Source organism: Streptomyces sp. NBC_00582 (assembly GCF_036345155.1).
Classification (GTDB): Bacteria; Actinomycetota; Actinomycetes; order Streptomycetales; family Streptomycetaceae; genus Streptomyces.
Map to the genome: position 1 here is coordinate 5,551,559 of NZ_CP107772.1, position 25,787 is coordinate 5,577,345.

A 25,787-nucleotide genomic window follows, 5' to 3' on the forward strand; every position below is an offset into this window, starting at 1 on the left:
CGATGGTTCTGGAGGACCAACATGGCAAGCATCCGTACCGCCCGCGTCATCGCCGCCGTCTCCGCCCTTCCGCTCGCCGCCGCGCTCTTCACCGGCGTCGCGGTGGCGGACAACGGCGGCTTCGCGGACGACGGATCGAACGCGGGTGTCGCGAGCGTCGTCGGCAGCGGTGTCGGACACGACAACAACGGCAACTCCTCGACCACCCAGCAGAACGCCGTCGGCTCGGGCGCCTCGAACCAGAGCAACACCGGCCAGGTCAACGGCGCCGCCTACACGGCCCTCAACCAGGGCAACAGGAACATCGCGGTCTCCTTCGCCCCGCTCTTCAGGTGAGCCGGGGAGGCAGGGGAGGCCGCAGGGACCGGGGGCGGGGGATCGGAGGGGCCAGGGGGAGAAGCCGGAGGGATCGGAGGGGGCAGGGGAGGGGCCGGAGGGACGGGACGGGGCAGGGGGAGAAGCCGGAGGGACGGGAGGGGGCAGGGGGAGAAGCCGGAGGGACGGGAGGGGCCAGGGGGAGAAGCCGGAGGGACGGGAGGGGGCAGGGGGAGAAGCCGGAGGGATCGGAGGGGCCAGGGGGAGGGACCGGGGGGACCGGTGAGGCTCCGGAGCCGGCCCGGTCTCCGGTCGGGATGTGCTCCGTGGGGGTGTGACAGCGTCTGCGCGGCGGTGCTCGGGTGCCGCCGCGCAGGCGTGTTCGAGCTCCCTCCGCATCCCGACCTTGACAGCCCTCCGTATCTGACGGACAGTCAGAAACCTGCCCGAGCGGTGATTTCCCGGAGGGAGCGGCGACCGTGGACGACGACGGGCTCTACGCCACGCTGAAGGCCTACGAGGGCCGGCCCGCCGCCGTCGCCGGCACCGGCCGGGACCCCGTCAACCTGCCCATGATCCGGCACTGGTGCGAGGCCATGGGCGACCGGAACCCCGCCTACACCGGGCCCGACGCGATCGCCCCGCCCACCATGCTCCAGGCCTGGATCATGGGCGGCCTCGGCGGTCACGCGGGCCGCGCCCCGGCCTACGAGGAGCTGCTCGCCGTACTCGACGAGGCGGGCTGCACGGCGGTCGTGGCCACCGACTGCGAGCAGGAGTACGTCCGTCCCCTGCGCCCGGGCGACGAGGTCGCGTTCGACACGGTGATCGAGTCGGTGTCGGAGCGCAAGACCACCAAGCTGGGCTCCGGCCACTTCGTCACGACCCGCACGGACGTCAGGGTCGGCCCCGACCTCGTCGGCACCCACCGCTTCCGCGTCCTCAAGTACGCACCCGCCCGCCGGAAACAGGCGCCGCGCGAGCGCCGGCCCCGGCCGGTCGTCAACCGCGACAACGCCGGCTTCTGGGAGGGCGTGCGCGAGCACCGCCTCCTCCTGCAGCGCTGCACCGCCTGCGCCGCCCTCCGTTTCCCGTGGCTGCCCGGCTGCCAGGCCTGCGGCGGCCCCGAGTGGGACACCGTCGAGGCGTCCGGCGAGGGGACCGTCTTCTCGTACGTCGTCCTGCACCACCCGCCGTTCCCGGCCTTCGAGCCGCCGTACGCGGTCGTGCTGGTGGAGCTCGCCGAGGGGGTGCGGATCGTGAGCGACGTGGTGGGAGTGCCGTACGACAAGGTGCGGATCGGGATGCCGGTACGGCTGGAGTTCCGACGGTACGACGAGGAGCTGACGCTTCCCGTGTTCCGTGGGGTGACGGTGTGAACGCCGGAGACGCCCTGCCGCCGCTGGAGATCGAGATCACCCGGACGCTGATCGTGGCCGGGGCGCTCGCCTCGCGGGACTACCAGGACGTGCACCACGATCCCGAGGCGGCCCGGGCCAAGGGCTCCCCGGACGTCTTCATGAACATCCTCACCACCAACGGCCTGGTCGGCCGCTATCTCACCGACCACTTCGGGCCCACGGCCGTGCTGCGCAAGGTCGCCATCCGGCTCGGGGCGCCCAACTACCCGGGGGACACGATGGTGTTGCGAGGGGTGGTCGAGGAGGTCGACGGGGACACGGTGGTGGTGCGGGTGACCGGCGACAACGGCATCGGCCGGCATGTCAGCGGCAGGGTCACCGTCCAGGCGGGGGGCGCGCGGTGAGCGTACGGGCGCGGGACGGTCTCGGCGGACGCGCCGCGATCGTCGGCATCGGGGCGACCGAGTTCTCCAAGGACTCGGGGCGCAGTGAGCTGAGGCTGGCCGCGGAGGCGGTACGGGCGGCGCTCGACGACGCGGGGCTGACGGCGGCCGACGTGGACGGGCTGGTGACGTTCACCATGGACACCAGCCCGGAGATCACCGTGGCGCAGGCCTGCGGGATGGGCGAGCTGTCGTTCTTCTCGCGGGTGCACTACGGCGGCGGGGCGGCCTGTGCGACCGTGCAGCAGGCGGCGCTCGCGATCGCGGCGGGCGTGGCCGAGGTGGTGGTCTGCTACCGGGCCTTCAACGAGCGTTCGGGGCGCCGCTTCGGCTCGGGCGTACGGCACCGGGAGCCCACGGCGGAGGGGACGGCGCTGGGCTGGGTGATGCCGTTCGGGCTGCTCACGCCGGCCTCCTGGGTGGCGATGGCGGCCCAGCGGTATCTGCACACCTACGGGCTGACCCCCGAGGAGGCCTTCGGGCCGGTCGCGGTCACGGCCCGGCGGCACGCGGCGGTGAATCCGGCGGCGTACTTCCACGGCCGCCCGATCACGCTCGACGACCACGCCTCCTCCCGCTGGATCGCCGAGCCGCTGCGGCTGCTGGACTGCTGCCAGGAGACGGACGGCGGCCAGGCGCTCGTCGTCACCTCGGTGGAGCGGGCCCGTGATCTGCCGCATCCTCCCGCCGTGGTCGCGGCGGCCGCGCAGGGCGCGGGGCGGGCCCAGGAGCAGATGACCAGCTTCTACCGCGACGACCTGACCGGGCTGCCGGAGATGGCCGTGGTGGCCCGTCAGCTCTGGCGCACCTCCGGGCTCGCGCCCGCCGACGTCGACGCGGCGGTGGTGTACGACCACTTCACGCCGTTCGTGCTGATGCAGCTGGAGGAGTTCGGCTTCTGCGCGCCCGGCGAGGCGGCCGGTTTCGTCGCGGAGGGCCGGCTGCCGCTCAACACCCATGGGGGGCAGCTCGGGGAGGCGTACCTCCACGGTATGAACGGGGTGGCGGAAGCCGTACGGCAACTGCGCGGCACCTCCGTCAACCAGGTGCCGGGCGCGGCACGGACCCTGGTGACGGCGGGGACGGGAGTGCCCACGTCCGGCCTGGTCCTGACCGCCGACGGCTGAGCCCGGCCGGTACGTCTCAGGGGTCGACCCGTAGTACTCGGCGTACCGCGCTCCACCTACAGGAGGTGGAGTCAGCACCACCCCTACAACCTGAGGCGGACCCGTCTTCGGCACCTGCGGGCGATCCGGATTACACGGGCTCACTCCTAGCGTGGAGCCATGACCACACCCGTCTGCACCAGCGCCTCCCACGGCAAGAGGCGGCCGTCTCCGTACCCGTCCTTCGCGTCGTACGTCAGAGCCCGCCAGCCGGTGCTGCTGCGCACCGCCCGGTCGCTCACGGCCAACCCGAGCGACGCCGAGGACCTGTTGCAGACCGCGCTCACCAAGACGTACGTCGCGTGGGAGCGGATCGAGGACCACCGGGCGCTCGACGGCTACGTCCGCCGCGCCCTGCTGAACACCCGCACCTCGCAGTGGCGCAAGCGCAAGGTCGACGAGTACGTCTGCGACGAGCTGCCCGAGCCGGAGCCCGCGCCCGGCGAGGAGGACCAGGCCGAGCGGCAGGCGCTGCACGACGCCATGTGGCGGGCGATCATGAAGCTGCCGGACCGGCAGCGGGCGATGGTGGTCCTGCGGTACTACGAGGACCTCAGCGAGGCCCAGACGGCCGACGTCCTCGGGGTCTCGGTGGGCACGGTGAAGTCGGCGGTGTCCCGGGCCCTCGGCAAGCTCCGCGAGGACCCTGAACTGGGGCTTGTGCGCTAGCGTGCCGACGTGGTGGTTTTACCGTGGCTTTAGGTGAGGTGATCGATCATCGCTACCTAGTGACATACCGCGCGGTATGTGCGCAGAATCAGCGCAACCGTTACCACCGCGTAGGCAATGTCGCCGCTCTGGGAGGACGCCGTGCTGAGCACCATGCAGGACGTACCGCTGCTGATCTCGAGGATCCTGACCCACGGGACGAAGATCCACGGCTCGTCGCGGGTGACCACCTGGACGGGCGAGGGCGCCCCGCAGCGCCGCACCTTCGCCGAGATCGGCGCCCGCACCGCCCAGCTGGCCCACGCCCTGCGCGAGGACCTCGGCGTCGAGGGCGACGACCGGGTCGCGACCCTCATGTGGAACAACGGCGAGCACGTCGAGGCGTACTTCGCGATCCCCTCCATGGGCGCGGTCCTGCACACCCTCAACCTGCGTCTCCCGGCCGAACAGCTCGTCTGGATCGTCAACCACGCGGCGGACAAGGTCGTCATCGCCAACGGCTCCCTGCTGCCCCTGCTGGCCCCGCTGCTCCCGCACCTGCCGACGGTCGAGCACGTGGTCGTCTCCGGCCCCGGCGACCGCTCCCTCCTCGCGGACGTCCGCCCCCAGGTCCACGAGTACGAGGACCTCCTCGCCGGGAAGCCCACCGACTACGACTGGCCCGAGCTGGACGAGCGCGCCGCCGCCTCCATGTGCTACACCTCCGGCACCACCGGCGACCCCAAGGGCGTCGTCTACAGCCACCGCTCGATCTACCTGCACTCCATGCAGGTCAACATGGCCCAGTCGATGGGCCTGACCGACGAGGACACCTCGCTCGTCGTGGTCCCCCAGTTCCACGTGAACGCCTGGGGCCTGCCGCACGCCACCTTCATGACCGGCGTCAACATGCTGATGCCGGACCGCTTCCTGCAGCCCGGCCCGCTCGCCGAGATGATCGAGAGCGAGAAGCCGACCCACGCGGCCGCCGTCCCCACCATCTGGCAGGGCCTGCTCGCCGAACTCACCGTCAAGCCGCGGGACGTCACCTCCCTCACCCAGGTGACCATCGGCGGCTCGGCCTGTCCGCCCTCCCTGATGTCGGCCTTCGACGACCTCGGCATGCGGGTCTGCCACGCCTGGGGCATGACGGAGACCTCCCCGCTCGGCACCATCGCCCGTCCGCCGGCCCATGCCGTCGGTCTGCCGGAGGAGTTCGCCTACCGCCTCACCCAGGGCCGCTTCCCGGCCGGCGTCGAGGCCCGCCTGACCGGCCCCGGCGGCGAACGCCTCCCCTGGGACGGCGAGTCGGCCGGCGAGCTGGAGGTGCGCGGCCCCTGGATCGCGGGCGCCTACTACAACGGCCCCGACGGCGAACCCCTGCGGCCCGCCGACAAGTTCAGTGAGGACGGCTGGCTGAAGACCGGTGACGTCGGCACGATCAGCCCCGACGGCTTCCTCACGCTCACCGACCGAGCCAAGGACGTCATCAAGTCCGGCGGCGAGTGGATCTCCTCGGTGGAGCTGGAGAACGCGCTGATGGCGCATCCGGCCGTCGCCGAGGCGGCCGTCGTCGCCGTCCCCGACGACAAGTGGGGCGAGCGCCCCCTGGCCACCGTCGTCCTCAAGGAGGGCGCCACCGCCGACTTCGACACCCTGCGCGCCTTCCTCGCCGAGGAGGGGAAGATCGCCAAGTGGCAGCTCCCGGAGCGCTGGACGATCATCGAGGCGGTCCCGAAGACGAGCGTCGGCAAGTTCGACAAGAAGGTGCTGCGCCGGCAGTACGCCGAGGGCGCCCTGGACATCACCCGGCTCTGAGCACGGGCTCCGCGTACGGGCCCTGAACACGGGCTCCGTGTACGGGCTCTGAGTACGGGCTCCCTGGACGGGCTCTGAGCACGGGCCCCCTGGACGGGCTCTGAGTACGGTGGAGGCGCACGCCGGGCAGGTCACCTCGCGGCACCTGCCCGGCGTGCGCCGGTTTCAGCGTCGTACGGCTGCGGTGGTGCGGTTCAACGCCGTACGGCCGTCGTGCTCCACCCCGCCACCAGCCACACCCCCGCCACCGTGACCACGCCGCCCCAGCCGAAGTGGTCGAAGGCGAGGCCCGCCAGGGCCGACGCGGTGGCGCCGCCGGCGAAGCCCGCGACCACGTAGGCGCTGTTGGCGGTGGCCGGGGCCGAGGTGGTGGTCAGGGCGAGGGTCTGGTTGGCGACATGGGAGGCGACCAGGGCCGCGTGGATCGCGACGGCGGCCACGAAGAGTGCCGGGAGGACCCGGCCGCCCAGCCAGAAGAGCGGGACGGAGACGGCGGCCAGGACGTAGGCGTTGCGGACCACCTTGGCGGCGCCGAAGCGGTCGACCAGACCGCCCGCCAGCGGGGCCACCACGCTCGCCGCGAGCCCGAAGAGCCCGAACAGGCCCGCCGTCGCGGTGGACAGCCGGTACGGCTCCCCCGTCAGCAGCAGCGCCAGCGAGGTCCACAGGGCGCTCCACGCGCCGTACATGCCGGCCTGCCGCACGCAGGCCCGCCACAGGTCCGGGGAGCGGCGGACCAGTCCCGGCATGGTGCGCAGCCCGGTGAGGAGACCGCCCTCCGTGGGGCGACGGGGTTCGGCAGGCAGAGCGGCGGAGGTCAGCAGACCGAGGGCCGCGGTGAGCACGGCCGCGCCCACGAACACCGCCCGCCAGCCGAAGGCCTGCCCGGCGAGTCCGCCGAGGACCCGGGCCGCGACGATCCCGGTGAACAGTCCCGCGATGACGGCGGCGACATGACGCGCCCGGTGGTGGGCGGGGGCGCGTGCGGCCACCAGCGGCACCAGGAGCTGCGGGACGACCGTCGCGGCGGACGCGACGAGGACGGCGGCGGCGAGTCCTGCCGTACCGGTGGCGGCGGCGCCGGCGGTCAACGCCGCAGCGGTGACCAGGGAGAGGACGGCGACCAGGCGGCGCCGGTTCACGCGGTCGCCGAGCGGGGCGAAGAAGAGCAGACCGGCCGCGTAGCCGAACTGCGCGACGGAGGCGATCCACGCCACGCCCGAGGGCGCCGAGCCGAAGTCGTGGGCGATGAGGGGGAGCAGCGGGGCCGCCACGTAGATGTTGGCGGCGGTGACGGCCGTGCAGAGCGCGATGAGGACGAGGAGGAGGTCCCCGCGGCGGCGGGTGGGTGCGGGGGCCCGTCCGGTGCGCTGCGGGACGGTGGCTGCGGACGGCATGGCGGAGTGCTCCTTCGAGCCGACTCTAGTAACTAACCAGTTGGTTGGACCGTGGGTGCAACAGTCTGTGCCTGTGGGGCATTCCCGTCAACCAACTAGTTGGTTAGGTGGGTGGCTACCATGACCGCATGGCAACCACCCGGGACCCCGAAGCCACCAGAGCGCGGATCTTCGATGCCGCCGTCACCGAGTTCGCGCGCTACGGCATCGCGGGCGCCCGTATCGACCGCATCGCCGCCGAGGCCAAGGCGAACAAGCAGCTCATCTACGCCTACTTCGGCAACAAGGCGGAGCTGTTCACCCAGGTGCTGCAGAAGACCATGCTCGACCTCGCGGTCTCCGTCCCCGTCGACGCGGACGACCTCGAGGGCTGGATCGACCGCGTGATGGACTACCACGCCGCCCACCCCGAGGTGCTGCGCCTGCTCTTCTGGGAGGGCATGGAGTACGGCGTCACCGAGCTCCCCGACGAGGCCGAGCGCCAGGCGCACTACCGCGAGAAGATCTCCGTCGTCCAGGACGGCCAGGACCGGGGTGTCATCAGCGACGCGATCCCCGCCGCCGACCTGCTCTTCCTGCTCATCGCCCTGGCCAACTGGACGGCCGTCGTCCCCCAGATGCGCCGGATCGTGGTGGGCGGCGAGGACGACGACCGCGAACGCCTGCGCGCCTCCGTCAAGGAGGCGGTACGCAGGGTGATCAGGCCCTGACCCCCCAGGGGTGGCCGGTCAGTTGACGCCGATACGGGACAGCAGGTCCACGATCCTGACCTGCACCTCGGGGCTGGTCGACCGCTCGGCCAGGAACAGCACCGTCTCCCCCGACGCCAGCCGGGGCAGGTCCGCCTGGTCAACCGCGGCGGTGTAGACGACCAGCGGGGTGCGGTTGAGCTGGCCGTTCACCCGCAGCCAGTCGATGATCCCGGCGAATCCGGCCTGCCGCCGATGCACCTGCATCAGGTCCATCACCACGAGGTTCGGCCGGAGCTGGCCCGCGAGCGTCACGGCGTCCGCGTCACTCGCCGCCCGCGCCACCTGCATCCCGCGCCGCTCCAGCGTCGCGGTCAGCGCCAGCGCGATCTCCGCGTGCTCCTCGATGAGCAGTACCCGCGGCGGGTGCTGCTCACTGTCCCGCGGCGCGAGCGCCTTCAGCAGGACGGCGGGATCGGCGCCGTACGCCGCCTCCCGCGTCGCCTGCCCCAGCCCGGCCGTGACCAGGACCGGGACCTCCGCGGCCACGGCCGCCTGCCGCAGCGACTGCAGCGCGGTACGCGTGATCGGCCCGGTCAGGGGGTCCACGAACAGCGCGGCCGGGAACGCGGCGATCTGCGCGTCGACCTCCTCGCGCGAGTGCACGATCACCGGCCGGTAGCCGCGGTCGCTCAGCGCCTGCTGGGTGGAGACGTCCGGCGCGGGCCACACCAGCAGCCGGCGCGGGTTGTCCAGCGGCTCCGGCGGCAGCTCGTCGTCCATCGGCATCGGCCGCGGCGGATCCGCGACCTCGACGGCCCCACCGGGACCGTCCAGCGGCTCCGGGCCCTCGGCGGCGTTCTCGTCCGGGGCCCCTATGGCGTACGACCGTCCCGCCCCGTCGGTCGCCCCGGGCACGAGCCGCGCCTGACCGGCCAGGGAGGGCTGAGCCAGAGACGGCTGGGACAGAGACGGCTGGGACAGCGAGGGCTGCGGGGTGGCCGGCGGTTGTCCCGCGAGCGAGGGCTGCGCGGGCAGGGGCGCCTGGCCCGCGACGGGCTGCTCGGCCGACGGATGCGGACGCGCCGTCTGCTCCGGACGGGAGGCCGGGTCCGGCGGGGTGCCCAGCTTGCGGCGCCGCCCGGAACCGCCCGGCGCGTGCGGGGCGGGAGTGGCCGTGGCCTGCGCGGCGGGCTGCGCCTGCTGCACCTGGGCGGCCTGCCGGGTGAAGGGGACGCCCTGCCCCAGCGTCCGCACACTGATCGCCCGGCCCTGCGTCGAGTTCGGGTCCAGGGGCAGCGCCGCCGCCTCGGCGGGCAGCGGCTGCGCCACGGGCGCGACCGGGGGCACGGGGGCCTCGGGCGGGAGCGGGGTCCCCGTGCTGGGGGTCGCGGTCGGCGGGGTGGGGATCCGGGGCTGCGCGGGGGCCGCTCCGGTGGCTGCTCCGATCGGTGCGCCGGTCGCGGCGGAAGCCGCCGGGGCGGTGCCGGGGGCGGCTTCGGCGGGGAGCGGCCGGCCCGGTGCCGGGGCCGCGGCGGCCGCTGCCCGGGAGGGAGCCTGGGCGGGGAGGGGCTGCCCGGCACCCTCCTGCGGAGGAACCGTGGCCCGGACCGGAACACCCCCCGCTTCCGCGAGACCCGCCGCTTCCGCGGGTTGTCCGATGGCACGACGACGGCGACCTGTGGGCGCGGCCGTGGGGTGCGGCTGCGGCGGAGTGTGATCGTCGGCCTGGTCGGGTCCTACGGCGTCATGGCGGCCGTGGTCGATGAGGGCGTCCTCGGAGGAGCCCTGGGCGGGAATCTGGGCCACCGGAGCCTGACCGGGCACGGGAACCTGACCGGGCACGGGAGCCTGACCGGGCACCGGAACTTGACCGGGCACGGGAACCTGACCGGGCACCGGAGCCTGACCGGGCACCGGGACCTGACCGGGCACGGGAACCTGACCGGGCACCGGAACTTGACCGGGCACGGGAGCCTGACCGGGCACCGGAACTTGACCGGGCACCGGAGCCTGACCGGGCACGGGAGCCTGACCGGCCACCGGGACCTGACCGGGCACGGGAACCTGACCGGGCACGGGAGCCTGACCGGCCACCGGCACCGTCATGGGATCAGGAACCGTCATGGGATCAGGAACCGGAACCGGAACCGGCCCGGCCTCCTGTCCTTGAGCGGGCACGGCCGCGCCGTCGGGCACCCGGTCCGCCTCGGCCGGCGGCAGGGCGAACACCGTACGCGGCCCAGCCTCCTGCGCGGCGGCGCGCTCGGACGCCGCGGCGAGGGCACGCCGCCTGCGCCCGGTCGGCTCGGCGTCCTCGTCCGGTGCACCGGCGACCGCGGGCAGGGCGGCCGGCAGGGCGTTCTGCTGTCCTTCGTCGGCGCGCCGCGCCCGTCGTCCGCCGGGCGGCGCGGGCACGCCCTGCGGCGGAACGGTCCCGCCCAGTCCCGTGCCCACGGCGGCGGTACCGGCCGCGCTCTCGGCGGCGGTCACGACCGCACCCTCCGCCACACCCGCACCGGCTCCGCCGTCCTCGGCGGGACGCCCTCGCCGCCGCCCGGAACCGCCGGAGTGGTCCTCGGCCGCCTCCGGCAGCTCACCGGGCGTCTCGTTGGCGGCCGGACCACGCCGGCGTCGGCGTCCGGTGGGCGGCGCGTTCTCCCCTTCGGCGCCCTCGGCCGAGCCAGGGACGTCGCCGTCCAGGAAGGCGTCCACGGAGGACCTGCGGGCGCGGCGGCGCCCATGCACCTGCTCATGAGCCTGCTCGGCGGGCGGCTCGCCGTCGTCGGGGGCGCTCTGGACCGCGGGCAGTGCGGCGGGCAGCGCCGCGGGCGCCGGAGGGGCGACGGCCCCCGCCCCGCCCCCGAGGGGGACCTCGAGGACGTAGGCACTGCCGCTCATGCCCGGCACCTCGTGCGTCTGCAGGACGCCGCCGTGGGCGCGCACGATCCCGCGCACGATCGGCTCGTGCACCGGGTCGCCCCCGGAGTACGGCCCGCGCACCTCGATCCGTACGACCTCGCCCCGCTGGGCGGCCGCGACGACGACCGTGTTGTCCATGTAACCGCCCGCCGAGACGGGCGCGTTGCCGGTGGCGTCGACACCCGCGACATCGGCGACGAGATGGGCGAGCGCGGTCGCGAGGAGCCGGGCGTCGACCTCCGCCTCGATGGGCGGCGCGTGCACGGCGAACTGCACCCGTCCGGGCCCGATGAGCTCGACGGCCCCGTCGACACCGGCGGCGACGACCGCGTCCAGCATCACCTTCGTACGGGCGATCACCTCGCCGCCCGCGTCGAGGCGCTGGTAGCCGAGGACGTTGTCGATGAGGGTGGTGATGCGCGAGTAACCGGCGGACAGGTGGTGCAGGACCTGGTTGGCCTCGGGCCAGAGCTGCCCGGCGTCGTCGGCGGCGAGCGCGGCCAGCTCACGGCGCAGTTCGTCGAGGGGCCCGCGCAGGGAGATCGCGAGGAGGGTGAGCAGTTGGTCGTACCGCCCGGCGAGGGCGTCGTACCGGTCCTTCTCCCGCTCGCCGAGGGCCGCGTAGCGCTCCTCGGCGTCGGCGATGTCCTCCGCGTGCTGCTCGCGCAGCTCCTCCAGCTCGGTGACGTGCCGCTGGCGGAGCGCGGTGAGATCGGAGGCGTGCTCCTCGGAGAGCCGCTCCAGTTCGTCCGCGTGCCGCTTCTCGACGTCCTCCTTCTCCGCGGCGAGGTCGTCGTACGGCCGCCGGTCCGTGAACGTCATCACGGCGCCGACGAGCTGGTCGCCGTCGCGCACGGGGGCGGTGGTCAGGTCGACGGACACCTTCTCCCCGCCCTTGGACCACAGCACCTGCCCGCGCACCCGGTGCTTGCGCCCGGAGCGCAGGGTGTCGGCGAGCGGCGACTCGTCGTACGGGAAGGGCGAGCCGTCGGCGCGCGAGTGCACGACGAGGGTGTGCAGCTCCTTGCCGCCGAGATCGCTGGCCCGGTACCCGAGGATCTGCGCGGCGGCCGGGTTGACGAGCACGATCCGCCCGTCGGTGTCGGTGCCGACGACCCCCTCCGACGCGGCCCGCAGGATCATCTCGGTCTGCCGCTGCGACCGCGCCAGCTCGGCCTCGGTGTCCACGGTCCCGGTCAGATCCCGTACGACGAGCATCAGCAGCTCGTCGCCGCTGTAGCCGTAGCCGTCGTAGGCCTGCTGCCCGTTCTCCAGGTTGGCGCTGGTGACCTCGACCGGGAACTCCGTCCCGTCGGTCCGCCGGGCGATCATCCGGGTGGGCTTGGTCCGCCCGCGCGGGTCCATGTGATCGGGCCGCCGCATGGACCCCGGGATCAGCTTGGAGTCGAACTGCGGAAGCAGATCGAGCAGCCCCCGCCCCACCAGAGCCGTACCAGGCGTCTCGAAGGCCTCGAGCGCGATGGTGTTCGCGTTGACGACTGTCCCGTTTGCGTTGACGAGCACCAACGCGTCGGGAAGCGCGTCGAGTATGGCTGCGAGGCGAGCAGCGCCTCGGGATGGCCTGCTGCTCACGAGTCGCTTCCTCCCTGTTACCGCACCTTGCCGACCGCTCGGGCCATATTGCCAACCGGCCCGCAGCGTGTCACGCGAGGGAGTCTAAGGGCTGGGGTCCCGTCACAGCCCCCGGATGAGAGGCAGCTCGCACGACGAAGTGACACAGACGGTCTGACGGTCGCATGACCTTCGCGGGAGTTTTACGGAACGGGTGAATCCGCGGTGCGGCGCCTGTGGGAGACGGCCCGGCCGGGGACGGCGGCCCGGGAACGGAACCCGGGCTACCGCCCTCGGGGAGGCTGTGATGAGGCTGCGGGGAGGGCGTGGGAAGGCCGTGGGAAGGCCGTGATGAGGCCGCCGGGAGGCCGTGGGAAGCCACGGGGGAAGGTCGTGCGGAGGCCGCGGGGAGAGTTCAGGAGGTGGGGGGCGGGCAGACGGTCGGAAAGGGCGGGCAGCAGGGGCACCATCCGATCACACCGCTCGATCGCGCACCCGTTGCGGCGGTCGTACGTCGTGTCGACGGGTCGTCCGGCCCAGCGGCCGCTGACATGGGCGGTGGCCGGCCCGCCGTACCGCATGGTGCACAGGACGCCGCTCGGCACCGGGGCGAAGGGGTCCCGTCCCCAGCGGGTGTTCCGCTCGACGGCCCGGCAGGCGCCCGACACGTCCGGGTGACGGCCGCCGCCGGGACGACACCACACCTCGAACACCCCGTCGGCCCGTCCACCGGCGCGCCGGACGGTGACGACGAGGTGATCCTGATCGGCCCGGTCCTCGTCCCGGACGGGCGGCGGCGCGAGCGGGGTGACGGCGGAGGCGGAGGAGGGGAGAAGGGCGGCGAGGGCTCCGAGGGCGGCGAGGGAGACGGACAGGGCGAGGACGCCCTCCAGCCGTCGACGGCGACGGGCTCGGCGGCTGGGGGCGAGGGGCGAGATGGCGGTGACCTGCGACATGCCCGGACCAACGCGGCGCCACGCCGGACGTTGCGCACGGGGAAGCCCTTTGCCCTGTGACCCGACTCCCTAGTACCGTGGACGTCGATTGGTGACAGCACGCTCGACTGTGTCATCATCTGCACGCACCACTCGCACCCACGCGAGAGGTTGTGCTGGAGGCGTCGCCTAGTCCGGTCTATGGCGCCGCACTGCTAATGCGGTTTGGGCCTTAAAGCCCATCGAGGGTTCAAATCCCTCCGCCTCCGCCAGATCACCGAAGCCCCGGTCCGTACACGGCCCGGGGCTTCGCCGTTCCCGCGCCCCCTCCCGATCCCCCTCTGAGGTCGTTTTCGCAGGTCACAAGGGGTGCGCTAAACGGATTTCACATGTCGGCGGCAGTCATGTAATGTTCTTCCTGTCGCCGAGAGCGGCCCGGAAGGGCAAGGATCGAAGACAGAAAAACCGAATAACAAGCACTCGTAGCTTAACGGATAGAGCATCTGACTACGGATCAGAAGGTTGCAGGTTCGAATCCTGCCGAGTGCACACAGGTGAGAGGCCCCGGAGAGATCCGGGGCCTCTTGCGTTTCGGGGTGTACGGCAGTGAAGTACGGCGTGGAAGCGAGTGAACGTCTCCTCGTACGCGGCGACTTCAGTCGCTCACTCGTAGCCCGTCGGCTACGGCCCGCTGTTGAAGAAGCCGGACCTCAGGTCTGTGACGATGGCGTCGAGGGGATGTCCGCTGACGATGAACGGTCCGCTCCAGGCCGCGGTGAGGGCCAAGAGCAGTGCCAGGCTCAGGCCGACCACGCTTCCGAGGCCCACGACCAGCAGGGACGTGCGCAGGCTGCTGCGGAAGACCAGGGCGCCGGCGTTCACGATCAGGGCCAGTCCGCTGACCACGAGCGTGATGACGTAGAGGACCGGAACGTCGCGGGAGGCGGCGGCGATGCGGGCGCGACGGCTGCTGGTGACGCCGTCCAGGGAGACCACCAGCTCCGTGCCGGTCGTGGTGCCGACCTCGGGGCGGGCCGCCTCGGTGCGCACGGTCCGCTCCAGCCGTGCGATCGCGCGAGCGGTGGCCGCGTCGTCGCCGGACGCCGCCGCCGCGCCCTCCCATTCCCTGGCGCGCGTGGTCCGCAGGTAGTTCAGCAGTGCCTGATGGATCGGCTCCGACTGGACCCGTGGACTGGTCGCCGCCCAGGCCAGACGGGAGGACGCGGCTGCCTCGTCGCTCACCAGCGCCTCCGCCGCGCGCAGGTAGCCGGCCTCGCTGGCCAGTGAGAGTGCCGCGAAGATCGCGAAGGCGGCGCCGAGTGAGGACATCAGGGGCATGGCGATCTGGGGCACATGGTCCCGTTCCCCGGCCGGTACGAGGGCGCGGACGCCGACCCGTGCCACCGCCGTGGCCAGGAGGGCGAAGAAGAGTCCGCCCACGACCAGCGCCACCGCCGGCAGCGAAGTCAGCCAGTTCACCAGATCACCCACAGATCGCTTCCGAGGAACGCTTCATGGTCACAGGTGGAGGACCTGGGATGCCCGCGACGCCCGGCACGGCGGCGCGCTTCGTGGGCCGAACAGCCGAATGCGGCTGATCGATCCGCGCACGCTGTACCTGAAGGACCTCTGCGGACTTCCTCACCAAGCGGCCGGAGAACGGTCAGCGGGGTGCGTAGGCCACGTGCGCGAACGGCCACTCGTGGTGCAGCCAGGTGCTGACGACCCGGTGGAGTTCGGGGTCGAGGGAGGCGTGGTCGGCTCTGACCCAGGAGCGGACGTCGGTGACGCCTGGGGTGTCACGGGAGCCGTAGATGTAGACGCAGCCGATCACGTCCTCGTCCGGGAGTGACAGGACGGTGTAGGTGAAGCCGGTCCGGTCGGTGAAGTCCTCTGCGTGTCGGCGCAGGTCTTCGAGGTTGGCCTCCGGGGTCATGCCTTCCGGCGGTGGCCAGGAGCGGCCGACGAAGCCGGGGGTCGCACGGATGTGGGCGATGCTGGAGGTCCAGGCCGCGTGGTCGGCGGCGTTGTGCTGCGGGCCGAGGGGCTCCAGCCGGAACGTGTCCGTGGCGGGCGGGGCCGGTACGTCGAAGTCCGGGGGGACGAGGGGCGCACGAGGGGGCTGCGGGGTGTGCGGCGGGGTGTCGGATGACGTCACGTCGGGAGCGTAGCGCCGGGGCCACGGCCGTATCGGGGTCCGGGCGGGCGGGGTCGAAGCAATGCCGCGACAACAATCGTGGGGTTGGATGCGTGTCCAACCCCGGTACGATCGGCGGCCCGCTGCCGTCGGATGCGTTCGGCGTAGCTCTCGTGGAAGGACGCCCCAACAGTGCAGGGTCCGCTGCCGCGCCGGTCCAAAGGGCCGTCGGCGATCGCTGCGGCGTCCGGTCGGGGCGCCGACAAGGGGACCGGGGAGGGGACCGGAGAGGGCGCCCCAGGTGACTCCGGTTCCCGGGGGGAGGCCGGGGGCGAGCCGGAGGCGGCTGACGCCCCGGCGGTGATGTCCTCGGCCGCCGAGTCGTTCGTCGCGGAGCTCAGCGATACGGCGGCGGCGGGTTCGGGGAGCGCCGGTTCGGCGAAGACCGGGTCCGCGCAGGCCGGTCCGGTCAAGGTGAAGAGCGGTGCGGCGGGGGCCGCCCGGCCGGGTGCGGGTGGGGAGCTCCCGGCGGGTGGTCGCTCCGCCAAGAGCGCAGGGTCCCCGAAGGCCCCGGCCCCGGCCCCGGCCTCCGCCCCGGCCCCGGCCTCCGCCCCGGCCCCGGCCCGGTCCGAGGCCCAGGCCCAGGCCCCGGCCGTGCGGCGGCGGTTACGGCGCCCCGTGCTGCTGGCCGCTGTCGGTCTCGTCGTTGTCGCGCTGATCGCCGGGGTGTTCCTCGTTCGTGGCGGTGGGGACGGGCGGTCCTCGGCGGCGGTGCCGGGTGCCGGGCCCGACCACACGCAGGGGGGCGGGCCGTACGGCAGGCCGCCCAGCGTGCCCGAGTCGGCCTCGGCGTCCGCGTCGGTGTCGGCCTCGCCGTCGGCGGACACGACGAGCACGTCCTCGAAGGCGTCGGCCAAGGAGTCGGCCACCGCCGGCACCTCCGGTACCGCAGGCACCTCCCGCACGGACGACCAGGACGAGCCCGCCGCCACCTCGACGGCCGTCGCCAAGCAGGGCGGCACGGGGTCGGGCGGCAGTGGCAACGGCAGTTCCTGCTCCTCCGGCTCGGGCTCGGTCTCCGACACCGTCGGCGCCTACTCCGTCTGCGTGTCCTCCGGAACCGTCACCTTCCGGGCGGCCTTCCGCGCCTCGGAGCGCTACTACCACGTCTTCATCGACGTCGACGGCGACACCTCCACCGGCTACCGGCTCCCCTACCCCTCGCCCTCCGCCCTCGGCGCCGACTACATGATCGAGAACGGCGGCCTCTACAAAAGCCGGTCGACGGAGTGGAGTTGGAGCGAGCTGGGGTCCGGCCTCTCGACGTCGGTCAGCGGCTCCACCCGGACCTGGACGCTGTCCCTGGGGGCCATCGGCTCGCCGGGCGGGACCCAGAGGATGGAGTTCCACGCCGGTTCCGACTACACCTCGGTCGTCTCCTTCACTCCGTAGCCGGTTCGTCCGCCCGGCGTTCCTCGCGGTACGCGTTCGCCAGTGCGGTCGCCCGTGTGAACCAGTCCGTGAGGACCGCGATCTCCTCGGCGGAGTAGTCCGCGAAGAGCTCGTTCAGACGGTCGTAGTACGGCTGGTAGAGCGCGTACGCCCGGGCCACGGCGGAGGGTACGGCGGCCACGCGGACCCTGCGGCGGTCCTGCGGGTCGGGGCGGCGGATGACGTAACCGGCGCGCTCCAGACGGTTGAGGATGCCGGTGACCGCGCCGGTGGTGACATGGACGCGGGTCGCCAACTCGCCCGCCGTCAGCAGGTTCTCGCCCGCCTGGAGGACGTAGGCGAAGCAGGTCAGGTCGGTGACGTTCAGACCGAGGCGCTGGGCCATCTCCTGCTGGCCGATCATGCTCGCCGCGATGAGGTCGTCCATGGCCGAGAGCGCCTGGGCGGGGGTCGCCGCGGGGCGTGGGCGGGGTTGCTGGGCTGTCATCGCGGGGGAGATTCCTCTCGGAGGTTTCGTGCTGGGTCCTTGTTATCCGCTTTCGGTTTCTCTTACCTTGTAAGAGGTTAAGAACATCAACCTCTTAGATTGTGAGGGAGTGGCGTGGCGGGTCATCTGTACGACGAGGGGCACACGGTCGCCGGCTGGACCGGCTTCGGCATCGCGACCGTCGGGACCGCCGTGATGGGGGTGGGGGTGTGCGCCGTCTCCCCCGTTCTGCTGGTCGGCGGCGGTGCCGTGGTGATCGTGAGCCTGCTGGTCACATGGGCGCTGCACCTGACCGGGTGGGGCAAGCCGCCGGGCGTGCGGCCCCGGGCGGAGTGGGGGATGCGGGTGCGGGACGCGTCGGCCCGCGGCGGTCACCCGGGGTGCGTCGGATGCCTGCTCGCCGGGCGGAGCGCCGGGCGCGAAGCCGCAGGTCGGGGAGCGTTGTCAGAGGTGGGGGCTAGCGTGGTGGGCGATGGCACAGGCATGGAAGTGCGCGGGGCTGCGGTGGTCGACTGAGGGTCCCGTGCTGCTGTGGGACGGGGGGCGGCGCAGCCCGCTGTCCTGGGGGAAACGGGTGGCCTTCGCGGTCGCGGAAGGGGGTGTACGGGGGTGCGTGGGAGCTCGCGGGCACGCGTGCCCGGTGCGGGCGCCGGTGTCGGGGAGGAGCACGGGGGCGCGGTGTGAGGAGTGCGCGCGGCTGGACCGGGCGCATTCCGTCGCCGCGGACGGGATCGCCGACGATCCCCGGCCCTACCGGGTCTATCTGGCGTGGTTCGGGCCCGGGCTGGTCAAGGTCGGGATCACGGCCGTCGAGCGGGGGTCGGCGCGGTTGCTGGAGCAGGGGGCGGTCTGCTTCTGCTGGCTGGGCAGCGGGCCGCTGATGGCCGCCCGCCGGACCGAGGAGCTGTTGCGGGCGGCGCTGCGGGTGCCGGACCGGATTCCGTACGCCGAGAAGCGGGCGGTGCGGGGTGCTCTGCCGGGGGACGAGGAGGAGCGGCTGTGTGAGATACGGGAGGTGCACGGACGGGCCGTCGAACTGGCCGAGTGGCCGGAGTCGTTGACGCGGGCGCCCTTCGAAGGTGTCGACCATCTGGCGGTGTTCGGACTCGACGCGGCGCCCGCCGCCCGGGGGGAGATCGGCGAGCTGGTCGCCGGGGGCGCGGTGAGCGGGGAGCTGGTGGCGGCGGCCGGGCCCGATCTTCATCTGGTGAGCGGGGAGGAGGTGATCGTGCTGGACACACGGTTGATGAGGGGGTGGGAGCTGGTGCCGGTCGGCGCCGGGCCGGGTGTGGACATGCGGTTCCCCGTACGGGAGTTCAAGGAAGGCGGGCATTTGCAGGACGGCCTGTTCTGAGCGGAGCCGCGCGGGCCGGCCCTCGCTGAAGAAGCCCCGCTGAAGAGCCGCGCCTCGCTGAAGAAGCCTCGCTGGAGAGCCGCTCCCCGCTGAAGAAGCCTGGGTAAAGAGCCGCTCCCCGCTGAAGAGCCGCGCCTCGGTAAAGACTTGGATCCCGGACGGATCCCGTTCGGCAAGGTCTCTGGACCCGTGGCGGCCCCCGGCCGATCGTGGGTGACATGAGCGAACAGCGGATCGCACCTGTCCCCGCACATCAACCGCCGTACTACGCCGTCGTCTTCACTTCCCTGCGCACCGAGCCGGACGCGGGATACGGCGAGACGGCCGAGCGGCTAGGGGAGTTGGTGAAGGACGTCCCGGGGTTCCTGGGAGAGGACTCGGCCCGTACACCGGGAGGACTCGGCATCACCGTCGCCTACTTCCGGGACCTGGCCGGCATCGAGCGATGGCGGGCGCACGAGGAGCATCGGGCGGCCAAGGAGCACGGGAGGGCGCACTGGTACGAGCGCTACTCCCTGCACATCGCCAAGGTGGAACACAGCCACGGGTTCGAACGGCCCGCACCCGGCTGATCGGGGATGATGTGCGGTGACCAGGGCCGCAGCCGCCCGAGATCAACTCCGCGTCAGGGGTTGCCAGGCATTGCCTGAGAGGCTCCTGTGAGTTTCTCAGGGAAATCACAGGTTGTCGAAAGAGTGCTCTAAGAGGACACCGACAAGGTGTTCCCCATGACCACGACCTCGCCCCAGGGGCGCACCGAACTGCTGAGGCCGGACGGGAGCCCCGTCCGAGTGCTTGTGGTGGACGACGAGCTGTCGATCACCGAACTGCTCTCCATGGCCCTGCGCTACGAGGGATGGCAGATCCGGAGTGCGGGAGACGGCACCGGTGCCATCCAGACCGCCCGGGAGTTCCGTCCCGACGCCGTCGTCCTCGACATGATGCTGCCCGACATGGACGGGCTGACCGTCCTGGGCCGGCTGCGCCGTGAGCTGCCGGACGTCCCCGTCCTGTTCCTCACCGCGAAGGACGCCGTCGAGGACCGTATCGCCGGGCTCACCGCCGGTGGCGACGACTACGTCACCAAGCCGTTCAGCCTGGAAGAGGTCGTGGCCCGGCTGCGTGGGCTCATCCGGCGTTCCGGTGCCGCCGACCGGCGCTCCGACTCCGTCCTCGTCGTCGGTGACCTCACCCTGGACGAGGACAGCCACGAGGTCTCGCGGGCCGGGGAGAACATCCACCTCACCGCCACCGAGTTCGAGCTGCTGCGCTTCCTGATGCGCAACCCGCGGCGCGTGCTGAGCAAGGCGCAGATCCTGGACCGGGTGTGGTCGTACGACTTCGGCGGCCAGGCCAACGTGGTCGAGCTGTACATCTCCTACCTGCGCCGCAAGATAGACGCCGGCCGTGAGCCGATGATCCACACCCGGCGTGGGGCCGGTTACCTGATCAAGCCCGCCGCGTCATGAGCGGGCGACGACGGCCACGTCCGCAGAAGCGACGAGCGGGAAAGCCGCGCACCCTGCGGACCCGGCTCGTCGTCGTGTCCGTGACACTGATCGCCGTGGTGTGCGCGGTGATCGGCACCGTCACCACGCTGGTGCTGCGGGACCATCTCTACGGGCAGTTGGACGGCTCCCTGAAGGAAAGCACCATGCGGGTCTCCGGTGGGCCCCTCGGAGGGGGACCCGGGGCAAAGAACAACAACGGCACCGCGGGCAACAGCGACAGCAATGCGCCCAAGCAGCAGTCGACCGACGTCATCACCGACTTCGTCAGCCGGGCCCCGGGACCGCAGAGGTCCCTCGCGGCCAAGATCGAGAACGGCTCGATCAGCTACGGCAAGGTCGGCGCCAAGAAGAACGACGACAACAACATCCCGCAGATGAACGCCGAGACCCTCACCGAGGCCCAGCTCAAGGTGCTCGGCTCGGTCACGCAGGACGGGAAGCGGCACACCGTCGACATCCCCGACCTCGGCACCTACCGGGTCCAGTACGTCAAAGGCAACAACGGCTCCTTCTACGTCGGCATCCCCACCTCCGACGTGGACGGCACCATCAACACCCTGATCATCGTGGAGATCAGCCTCACCGTCGCCGGTCTCGTCGCCGCCGGTCTCGCCGGGACCGTCATGGTCAACGTCGCCACCCGCCCCCTCCGCAAGGTCGCCGCCACCGCGACCCGAGTCTCCGAGCTGCCCCTGCACACCGGTGAGGTCAACCTCAGCGAGCGGGTGCCCGAGTCGGAGACGGATCCGCACACCGAGGTCGGGCAGGTCGGCGCCGCGCTGAACCGGATGCTGAACCATGTCCACGGCGCCCTGCACGCCCGCCAGGAGAGCGAGATGCGGGTCCGGCAGTTCGTCGCGGACGCCAGCCACGAGCTCCGTACCCCCCTCGCGTCGATCCGCGGATACGCCGAGCTCACCCGCCGCGGACGCGAACAGGTCGGCCCCGACACCAAGCACGCCCTCGGCCGGATCGAGTCCGAGGCCGGCCGGATGACCCTCCTCGTCGAGGACCTGCTCCTGCTCGCCCGGCTCGACGCCGGCCGCCCGCTGCAGTTCGAGCAGACCGACCTCGTCCCGCTGGTCATCGACACCATCAGCGACGCCCGCGCGGCCGGACGCGACCATGTGTGGCGGCTGGAGCTGCCCGAGGAGCCCGCGCTCGTCTCCGCCGACTCGGCCCGTCTCCAGCAGGTGCTCGTCAACCTGCTGGCCAACGCCCGTACCCACACCCCGCCCGGGACGACCGTCGTCGCACGGGTGCAGCGGCGCGGACCGTGGCTGTGCGTCGACGTCCAGGACAACGGGCAGGGCATCCCGCCCGACCTGCTCCCCCATGTCTTCGAGCGGTTCGCCCGGGGTGACTCGGCCCGTTCCCGTACCACCGGCTCCACCGGCCTCGGCCTCGCCATCGTGCAGGCCGTGGCGACCGCGCACGGCGGTGCCGTGACGGTGGACAGCGTGCCCGGGCAGACCATCTTCACGGTGCATCTGCCCGCTCTCGCCCCCGCCGTCCCCCAGCCCGCGCCCGAAACGAACTGGCAACTGGACTCACAGGTCGAACACAGTGCCACCACATGGGTGCAACAGGGCGCTTGACGAAAGTCGTTGGCATGCGAACCGACTCTTCTCCCGGCACCCTGCCGGCGCGGGAGCACCTCCCGGCCGCCACAGCCGGTACGCCTGTCCTGGACGTAGTGATCCCCGTCTACAACGAGGAGAAGGACCTCCAGCCGTGCGTCGAGAGACTGCACGACCACCTGACGCGTACGTTCCCGTACCCGTTCCGCATCACGATCGCGGACAACGCGTCGATCGACACCACCCCCGAGGTGGCGTGCCGGCTGGAGGCGCGGATCCCGGAGGTCAAGAACTTCCGGCTGGAGCAGAAGGGCCGCGGCCGTGCGCTGCGGACCGTCTGGTCGGCCTCGGACGCCCCGATCCTCGCGTACATGGACGTGGACCTGTCCACCGACCTCAACGCGCTGCTGCCGCTGGTGGCCCCGCTGATCTCCGGTCACTCCGACCTGGCGATCGGCTCCCGGCTCTCCCGCAGCTCGCGCGTGGTGCGCGGCCCGAAGAGGGAGTTCATCAGCCGCGCCTACAACCTGATCCTGCGCGGCTCGCTCCAGGCCCGCTTCTCGGACGCCCAGTGCGGTTTCAAGGCGATCCGCCGTGATGTGGCCCAGGTGCTCCTGCCCCTGGTGGAGGACACCGGCTGGTTCTTCGACACCGAGATGCTGGTGCTCGCCGAGCGTGCCGGTCTCCGGATCCACGAGGTGCCGGTCGACTGGGTCGACGACCCGGACTCCACGGTGCACATCGTGAAGACGGCCACCGAGGACCTCAAGGGCGTCTGGCGCGTGGGCAAGGCCCTGGCCACCGGATCCCTGTCGCTGGACCGGCTCACCCGCCCCTTCGGCGACGACCCGCGCGACCGTGAGATCCAGGACGTGCCCAAGGGGCTGGCCCGCCAGCTCGTCGGCTTCTGCGTCGTGGGCGGTCTGTCCACCCTGTTCTATCTGCTGCTCTACAGCGGCTTCCGCCAGCTCGGCGGCTCGCAGTCCGCCAACGCGCTCGCCCTGCTGGTGTCCGCGGTCGCCAACACCGCCGCCAACCGACGGCTGACCTTCGGGGTCCGCGGCCGCGGCGGGGCCGTCAAGCACCAGGCGCAGGGCCTGGTCGTCTTCGGCATCGGCCTGGCGCTGACCAGCGGCTCCCTCGTCGCCCTGAACGCGGCGACCACCGAGCCCGCGCACTCCACCGAACTCGCGGTGCTCATCGCCGCCAACCTCGCGGCGACGATCCTGCGCTTCCTGCTCTTCCGCGCGTGGGTGTTCTCGGACCGACGGGACGACGACGAGGACGACGCCCCCGCGTCGACCGTCGTCGCCGCCCACCTCCCGGCGCAGCCGACGCCGTACGCGTCGCCGTACCCGGCCGCACCGTCGTACGGGCCGCAGCACCCGGCCCGTCCGACCGAGCCGGCGTACGCCTCGCCGTACCGGAACACCACCGCCACCCAAGAGACCACCCAGTTCCGCGCCGGCGAAGCCGCGGACGGCACCTGGAGGGACGCCACCACGCGACTGCAGCCGGTGCGCCCTCACGACACCGACCCGGGGGACCCCCGATGACCACCCATCTCGACCAGCCGACGGCCTGGGGCCCGCCTCCGAGCGCCCCTCCCACGAGAGAGCCGGAGCAGCCGGCCACCCCGGCCCCCGAGTCGGGCGAGCCGAACCAGCCCCTGCACCGCAGGCTGTGGCGCGGCCGCCCCGAGGACGCCCGCTGGGTCCGCCCCGCGTTCCTCGGTCTCCTCCTCGCCACCCTCCTCCTCTACCTCTACAACCTGAGCGCCTCCGGGTACGCCAACTCCTTCTACTCGGCGGCCGTCCAGGCGGGCAGCCAGTCCTGGAAGGCGTTCTTCTTCGGCTCGCTGGACGCGGGCAACGCCATCACCGTCGACAAGCCCCCGGCCTCCCTGTGGCCGATGGCCCTGTCGGTCCGGATCTTCGGTCTGAACTCGTGGGCGATCCTCGCTCCCGAGGTGTTGATGGGCGTCGGCACGGTCGCCGTCGTCTACGCCTCGGTGCGCCGCCGGTTCAGCGCCGCGGCCGGCCTGATCGCGGGCGCCGTGCTCGCGCTCACCCCCGTCGCCGCGCTGATGTTCCGGTTCAACAACCCGGACGCGATGCTGGCCCTGCTCATGGCCGTGGCCTGCTACTTCACCGCCCGCGCGGTGGAGGACGGCCGCACCAAGTGGCTGGTGTGGGCCGGGGTCGCGATCGGCTTCGCGTTCCTCGCGAAGACGCTCCAGGCGTTCCTGATCCTCCCGCCGCTCGCGATCGTCTACGCGGTCTGCGCGCCGGTGAGCGTGAAGAAGCGGTTCGGACAGCTCGCCCTGGCCACCGGTGCGCTGATCGCGTCCGGCGGCTGGTGGGTCGCGATCGTCGAACTGTGGCCCGCCTCCTCCCGCCCCTACATCGGCGGCTCGCAGAACAACTCCTTCCTGGAGCTGACCTTCGGCTACAACGGTCTCGGCCGCCTCAACGGCGAGGAGACCGGCAGCGTCGGCGGCGGTGGCGGCAACAGCGGCGGCCAGTGGGGCGAGACCGGCTGGGACCGGATGTTCAACTCCGAGATCGGCGGACAGATCTCCTGGCTGCTGCCGGCCGCGCTGATCCTGCTGGTCGCCGGTCTGGTGGCCACGCGCACACTGAGGCGCACCTCGGCCACCCGCGGTCTGTTCCTCGTCTGGGGCGGCTCGCTGCTCATCACCATGGTCGTCTTCAGCTACATGGCGGGCATCTTCCACCAGTACTACACGGTGGCCCTCGCCCCGTACATGGCGGCCGTGATCGGTATGGGCGCCGGTCTGCTGTGGGAGAAGCGGTCCGAGCTGTGGGCCTCGATCACCCTCGCGGCCTCGGTCGTGGCGGCGGCCTCCTGGTCGTACGTCCTGCTCAACCGCACCTCGGACTACCTGCCGTGGCTGAAGTGGCTGGTCCTGATCGGCGGTCTCGCCGCCGCGCTCGGCCTGGTCTTCGCGGGCCGGATCAACCGGCAGCTGGCCCTCGCGGCGGCCTCCGTCGGCCTGGTCGCCTCCCTGGCCGGCCCGACGGCGTACACGATCAGCACCCTGCAGACGGGCCACACCGGCTCCATCGTCACGGCGGGCCCGGCGGGCGCGTCCATGATGGGCGGCGGTCCGGGCGGTGGCGGCGGCCGGGGCGGCTTCGGCGGCGGTATGCCGGGCCGGCAGGGCCAGAACCAGCAGGGCCAGCAGAACGGCAACGGTACCTCCCAGAACGGCAACGGCTTCCCCGGCGGCGGCTTCCCGGGCGGCGGCCAGAACCAGCAGAACGGCAACGGCAACACCCAGAACCAGGGCCAGAACCAGCAGGGCGGCCCCGGCGGCCAGACCGGTGACGGCGGCGGCATGGGCGGCGGCGGTGGCGTCGGCGGCCTGCTGAACGGCGCGAGCGTCTCCGACGAGGCCAAGAAGCTGCTGGAGACCGACTCCGGCACGTACACCTGGGTCGCGGCGGCGATCGGCGCGCAGAACGCGGCGAGCTACCAGCTCTCCACCGGCGAGGCGGTCATGGCGATCGGCGGCTTCAACGGCACCGACCCGTCCCCGACGCTGGCGCAGTTCAAGGAGTACGTGGCGGACGGCAAGATCCACTACTTCATCTCCAGCGGCACCGGCGGCGGCATGGGCGGCAGCAGCAGCGGCACGTCCTCGCAGATCACCTCCTGGGTCGAGGCCAACTTCAAGAAGGTGACGGTGGGTTCGTCCACCTTCTACGACCTGACGCAGAAGGCGAGCAGCTCCGACAGCTGAGGCGGCGCAAGCGGGTGAAGGGCGGTGGCCGGCGGCCACCGCCCTTCCTCGCACCTCAGTTGTACGCCGTATGGGAAGTCTTCCGCGGTGTACGGCATGGCTACCTCCCCGTGACGTCGGGCCGGTCGCTGTCGGCCGGGCTGGACGCGGGGCCCGCTGGTGGGAGCGGTTGCCGCACTGGGCGGAGGACTGGTGGCGGCGGGGCCGCTGCGCAGGGCGGGCCAGGTGAAACAG

At 72.3% G+C, this 25,787-nt stretch carries 21 protein-coding genes and 2 tRNA genes; 17 read left to right on the top strand and 6 right to left on the bottom strand.

Translation table 11 applies throughout. From position 1 onward, the window contains the following. The first annotated feature begins 21 nt into the window (after positions 1-21). The 6 genes from OG852_RS24765 (at position 22) to OG852_RS24790 (ending at position 5,751) form a co-directional block, all read left to right on the top strand. Positions 22-336 carry a hypothetical protein gene (locus OG852_RS24765; RefSeq protein ID WP_133911204.1) on the top strand — a complete coding sequence of 105 codons (315 nt, stop codon included), beginning with the start codon at positions 22-24 and terminating at the stop codon, positions 334-336. Between the two features lie 458 nt (positions 337-794). After that, entirely contained in the window at positions 795-1,694 is a 900-nt protein-coding gene (locus OG852_RS24770) for a bifunctional MaoC family dehydratase N-terminal/OB-fold nucleic acid binding domain-containing protein (protein WP_133911205.1), read from the top strand. Next, a complete protein-coding gene (locus tag OG852_RS24775) occupies positions 1,691-2,080 on the top strand; it encodes a MaoC family dehydratase (protein WP_330348982.1) in 390 nt (129 codons plus the stop codon). Before OG852_RS24770 ends, OG852_RS24775 begins: the two co-directional genes overlap by 4 nt. Beyond that, positions 2,077-3,246 carry a lipid-transfer protein gene (locus tag OG852_RS24780; RefSeq protein ID WP_133911207.1) on the top strand — a complete coding sequence of 390 codons (1,170 nt, stop codon included), beginning with the start codon at positions 2,077-2,079 and terminating at the stop codon, positions 3,244-3,246. The genes OG852_RS24775 and OG852_RS24780 overlap by 4 nt, the downstream gene beginning before the upstream one ends. A gap of 159 nt (positions 3,247-3,405) precedes the next feature. Then, entirely contained in the window at positions 3,406-3,954 is a 549-nt protein-coding gene (locus OG852_RS24785; RefSeq protein WP_133911208.1) for a SigE family RNA polymerase sigma factor, read from the top strand. Between the two features lie 117 nt (positions 3,955-4,071). Next, a complete protein-coding gene (locus OG852_RS24790; protein ID WP_133911209.1) occupies positions 4,072-5,751 on the top strand; it encodes a long-chain fatty acid--CoA ligase in 1,680 nt (559 codons plus the stop codon). A 194-nt stretch (positions 5,752-5,945) separates the two neighbouring features. Here OG852_RS24790 and OG852_RS24795 read toward each other — a convergent pair whose 3' ends face one another. Then, entirely contained in the window at positions 5,946-7,148 is a 1,203-nt protein-coding gene (locus OG852_RS24795; protein WP_330348983.1) for an MFS transporter, read from the bottom strand. A 128-nt stretch (positions 7,149-7,276) separates the two neighbouring features. On the opposite strand from OG852_RS24795, the gene OG852_RS24800 reads away from it, so the two are divergent. Continuing rightward, positions 7,277-7,858, top strand: coding sequence for a TetR family transcriptional regulator (locus OG852_RS24800; RefSeq protein WP_330348984.1), 582 nt, complete (start codon positions 7,277-7,279; stop codon positions 7,856-7,858). 18 nt (positions 7,859-7,876) lie between these two features. Here the strand turns inward: OG852_RS24800 and OG852_RS24805 are convergent, their stop codons facing one another. Beyond that, entirely contained in the window at positions 7,877-12,352 is a 4,476-nt protein-coding gene (locus OG852_RS24805; RefSeq protein WP_330348985.1) for a response regulator, read from the bottom strand. 263 nt (positions 12,353-12,615) lie between these two features. Next, positions 12,616-13,287 carry an SSI family serine proteinase inhibitor gene (locus OG852_RS24810; protein ID WP_443064558.1) on the bottom strand — a complete coding sequence of 224 codons (672 nt, stop codon included), beginning with the start codon at positions 13,285-13,287 and terminating at the stop codon, positions 12,616-12,618. Between the two features lie 157 nt (positions 13,288-13,444). Here OG852_RS24810 and OG852_RS24815 point away from each other — a divergent pair. Continuing rightward, positions 13,445-13,538: transfer RNA gene (locus tag OG852_RS24815), tRNA-Ser, on the top strand. A 204-nt stretch (positions 13,539-13,742) separates the two neighbouring features. Continuing rightward, a tRNA-Arg gene (locus OG852_RS24820) sits at positions 13,743-13,815 on the top strand. A 132-nt stretch (positions 13,816-13,947) separates the two neighbouring features. Here the strand turns inward: OG852_RS24820 and OG852_RS24825 are convergent. Both OG852_RS24825 and OG852_RS24830 read right to left on the bottom strand, forming a co-directional pair. Next, entirely contained in the window at positions 13,948-14,745 is a 798-nt protein-coding gene (locus OG852_RS24825; protein WP_208117085.1) for a bestrophin-like domain, read from the bottom strand. 184 nt (positions 14,746-14,929) lie between these two features. After that, positions 14,930-15,424, bottom strand: a complete 495-nt coding sequence (locus tag OG852_RS24830; protein ID WP_330348986.1) for a GNAT family N-acetyltransferase — start codon at positions 15,422-15,424, stop codon at positions 14,930-14,932. A 342-nt stretch (positions 15,425-15,766) separates the two neighbouring features. Here OG852_RS24830 and OG852_RS24835 point away from each other — a divergent pair, with 342 nt between their 5' ends. Then, a complete protein-coding gene (locus OG852_RS24835) occupies positions 15,767-16,855 on the top strand; it encodes a hypothetical protein (protein ID WP_330348987.1) in 1,089 nt (362 codons plus the stop codon). On the opposite strand, the gene OG852_RS24840 is transcribed toward OG852_RS24835, so the two are convergent. Beyond that, entirely contained in the window at positions 16,845-17,342 is a 498-nt protein-coding gene (locus tag OG852_RS24840) for a MarR family winged helix-turn-helix transcriptional regulator (protein ID WP_133911215.1), read from the bottom strand. The two genes, OG852_RS24835 and OG852_RS24840, sit on opposite strands and share 11 nt — an antisense overlap. A 114-nt stretch (positions 17,343-17,456) precedes the next feature. Here OG852_RS24840 and OG852_RS24845 point away from each other — a divergent pair, with 114 nt between their 5' ends. The 7 genes from OG852_RS24845 (at position 17,457) to OG852_RS24875 (ending at position 25,553) form a co-directional block, all read left to right on the top strand. Beyond that, positions 17,457-17,858: an HGxxPAAW family protein gene (locus OG852_RS24845; RefSeq protein WP_330348988.1), complete on the top strand. Its 402-nt coding sequence runs from the start codon at positions 17,457-17,459 to the stop codon at positions 17,856-17,858. After that, positions 17,815-18,696 carry a DUF2797 domain-containing protein gene (locus OG852_RS24850; protein ID WP_330348989.1) on the top strand — a complete coding sequence of 294 codons (882 nt, stop codon included), beginning with the start codon at positions 17,815-17,817 and terminating at the stop codon, positions 18,694-18,696. The genes OG852_RS24845 and OG852_RS24850 overlap by 44 nt, the downstream gene beginning before the upstream one ends. A 218-nt stretch (positions 18,697-18,914) precedes the next feature. After that, positions 18,915-19,268 carry an antibiotic biosynthesis monooxygenase family protein gene (locus OG852_RS24855; RefSeq protein WP_330348990.1) on the top strand — a complete coding sequence of 118 codons (354 nt, stop codon included), beginning with the start codon at positions 18,915-18,917 and terminating at the stop codon, positions 19,266-19,268. A gap of 156 nt (positions 19,269-19,424) precedes the next feature. Continuing rightward, the gene (locus tag OG852_RS24860; protein ID WP_062701118.1) at positions 19,425-20,165 is read left to right on the top strand and encodes a response regulator transcription factor; all 741 of its coding nucleotides are present in this window, start codon (positions 19,425-19,427) and stop codon (positions 20,163-20,165) included. Next, positions 20,162-21,805, top strand: a complete 1,644-nt coding sequence (locus OG852_RS24865) for a HAMP domain-containing sensor histidine kinase (protein ID WP_330348991.1) — start codon at positions 20,162-20,164, stop codon at positions 21,803-21,805. Before OG852_RS24860 ends, OG852_RS24865 begins: the two co-directional genes overlap by 4 nt. Positions 21,806-21,819: 14 nt before the next feature. Beyond that, a complete protein-coding gene (locus tag OG852_RS24870; protein WP_330348992.1) occupies positions 21,820-23,343 on the top strand; it encodes a bifunctional glycosyltransferase family 2/GtrA family protein in 1,524 nt (507 codons plus the stop codon). Next, positions 23,340-25,553 (top strand): glycosyltransferase family 39 protein, encoded by a 2,214-nt coding sequence (locus OG852_RS24875; protein ID WP_330348993.1) that lies wholly within the window; start codon positions 23,340-23,342, stop codon positions 25,551-25,553. Before OG852_RS24870 ends, OG852_RS24875 begins: the two co-directional genes overlap by 4 nt. The last annotated feature ends 234 nt before the right edge of the window (positions 25,554-25,787 follow it).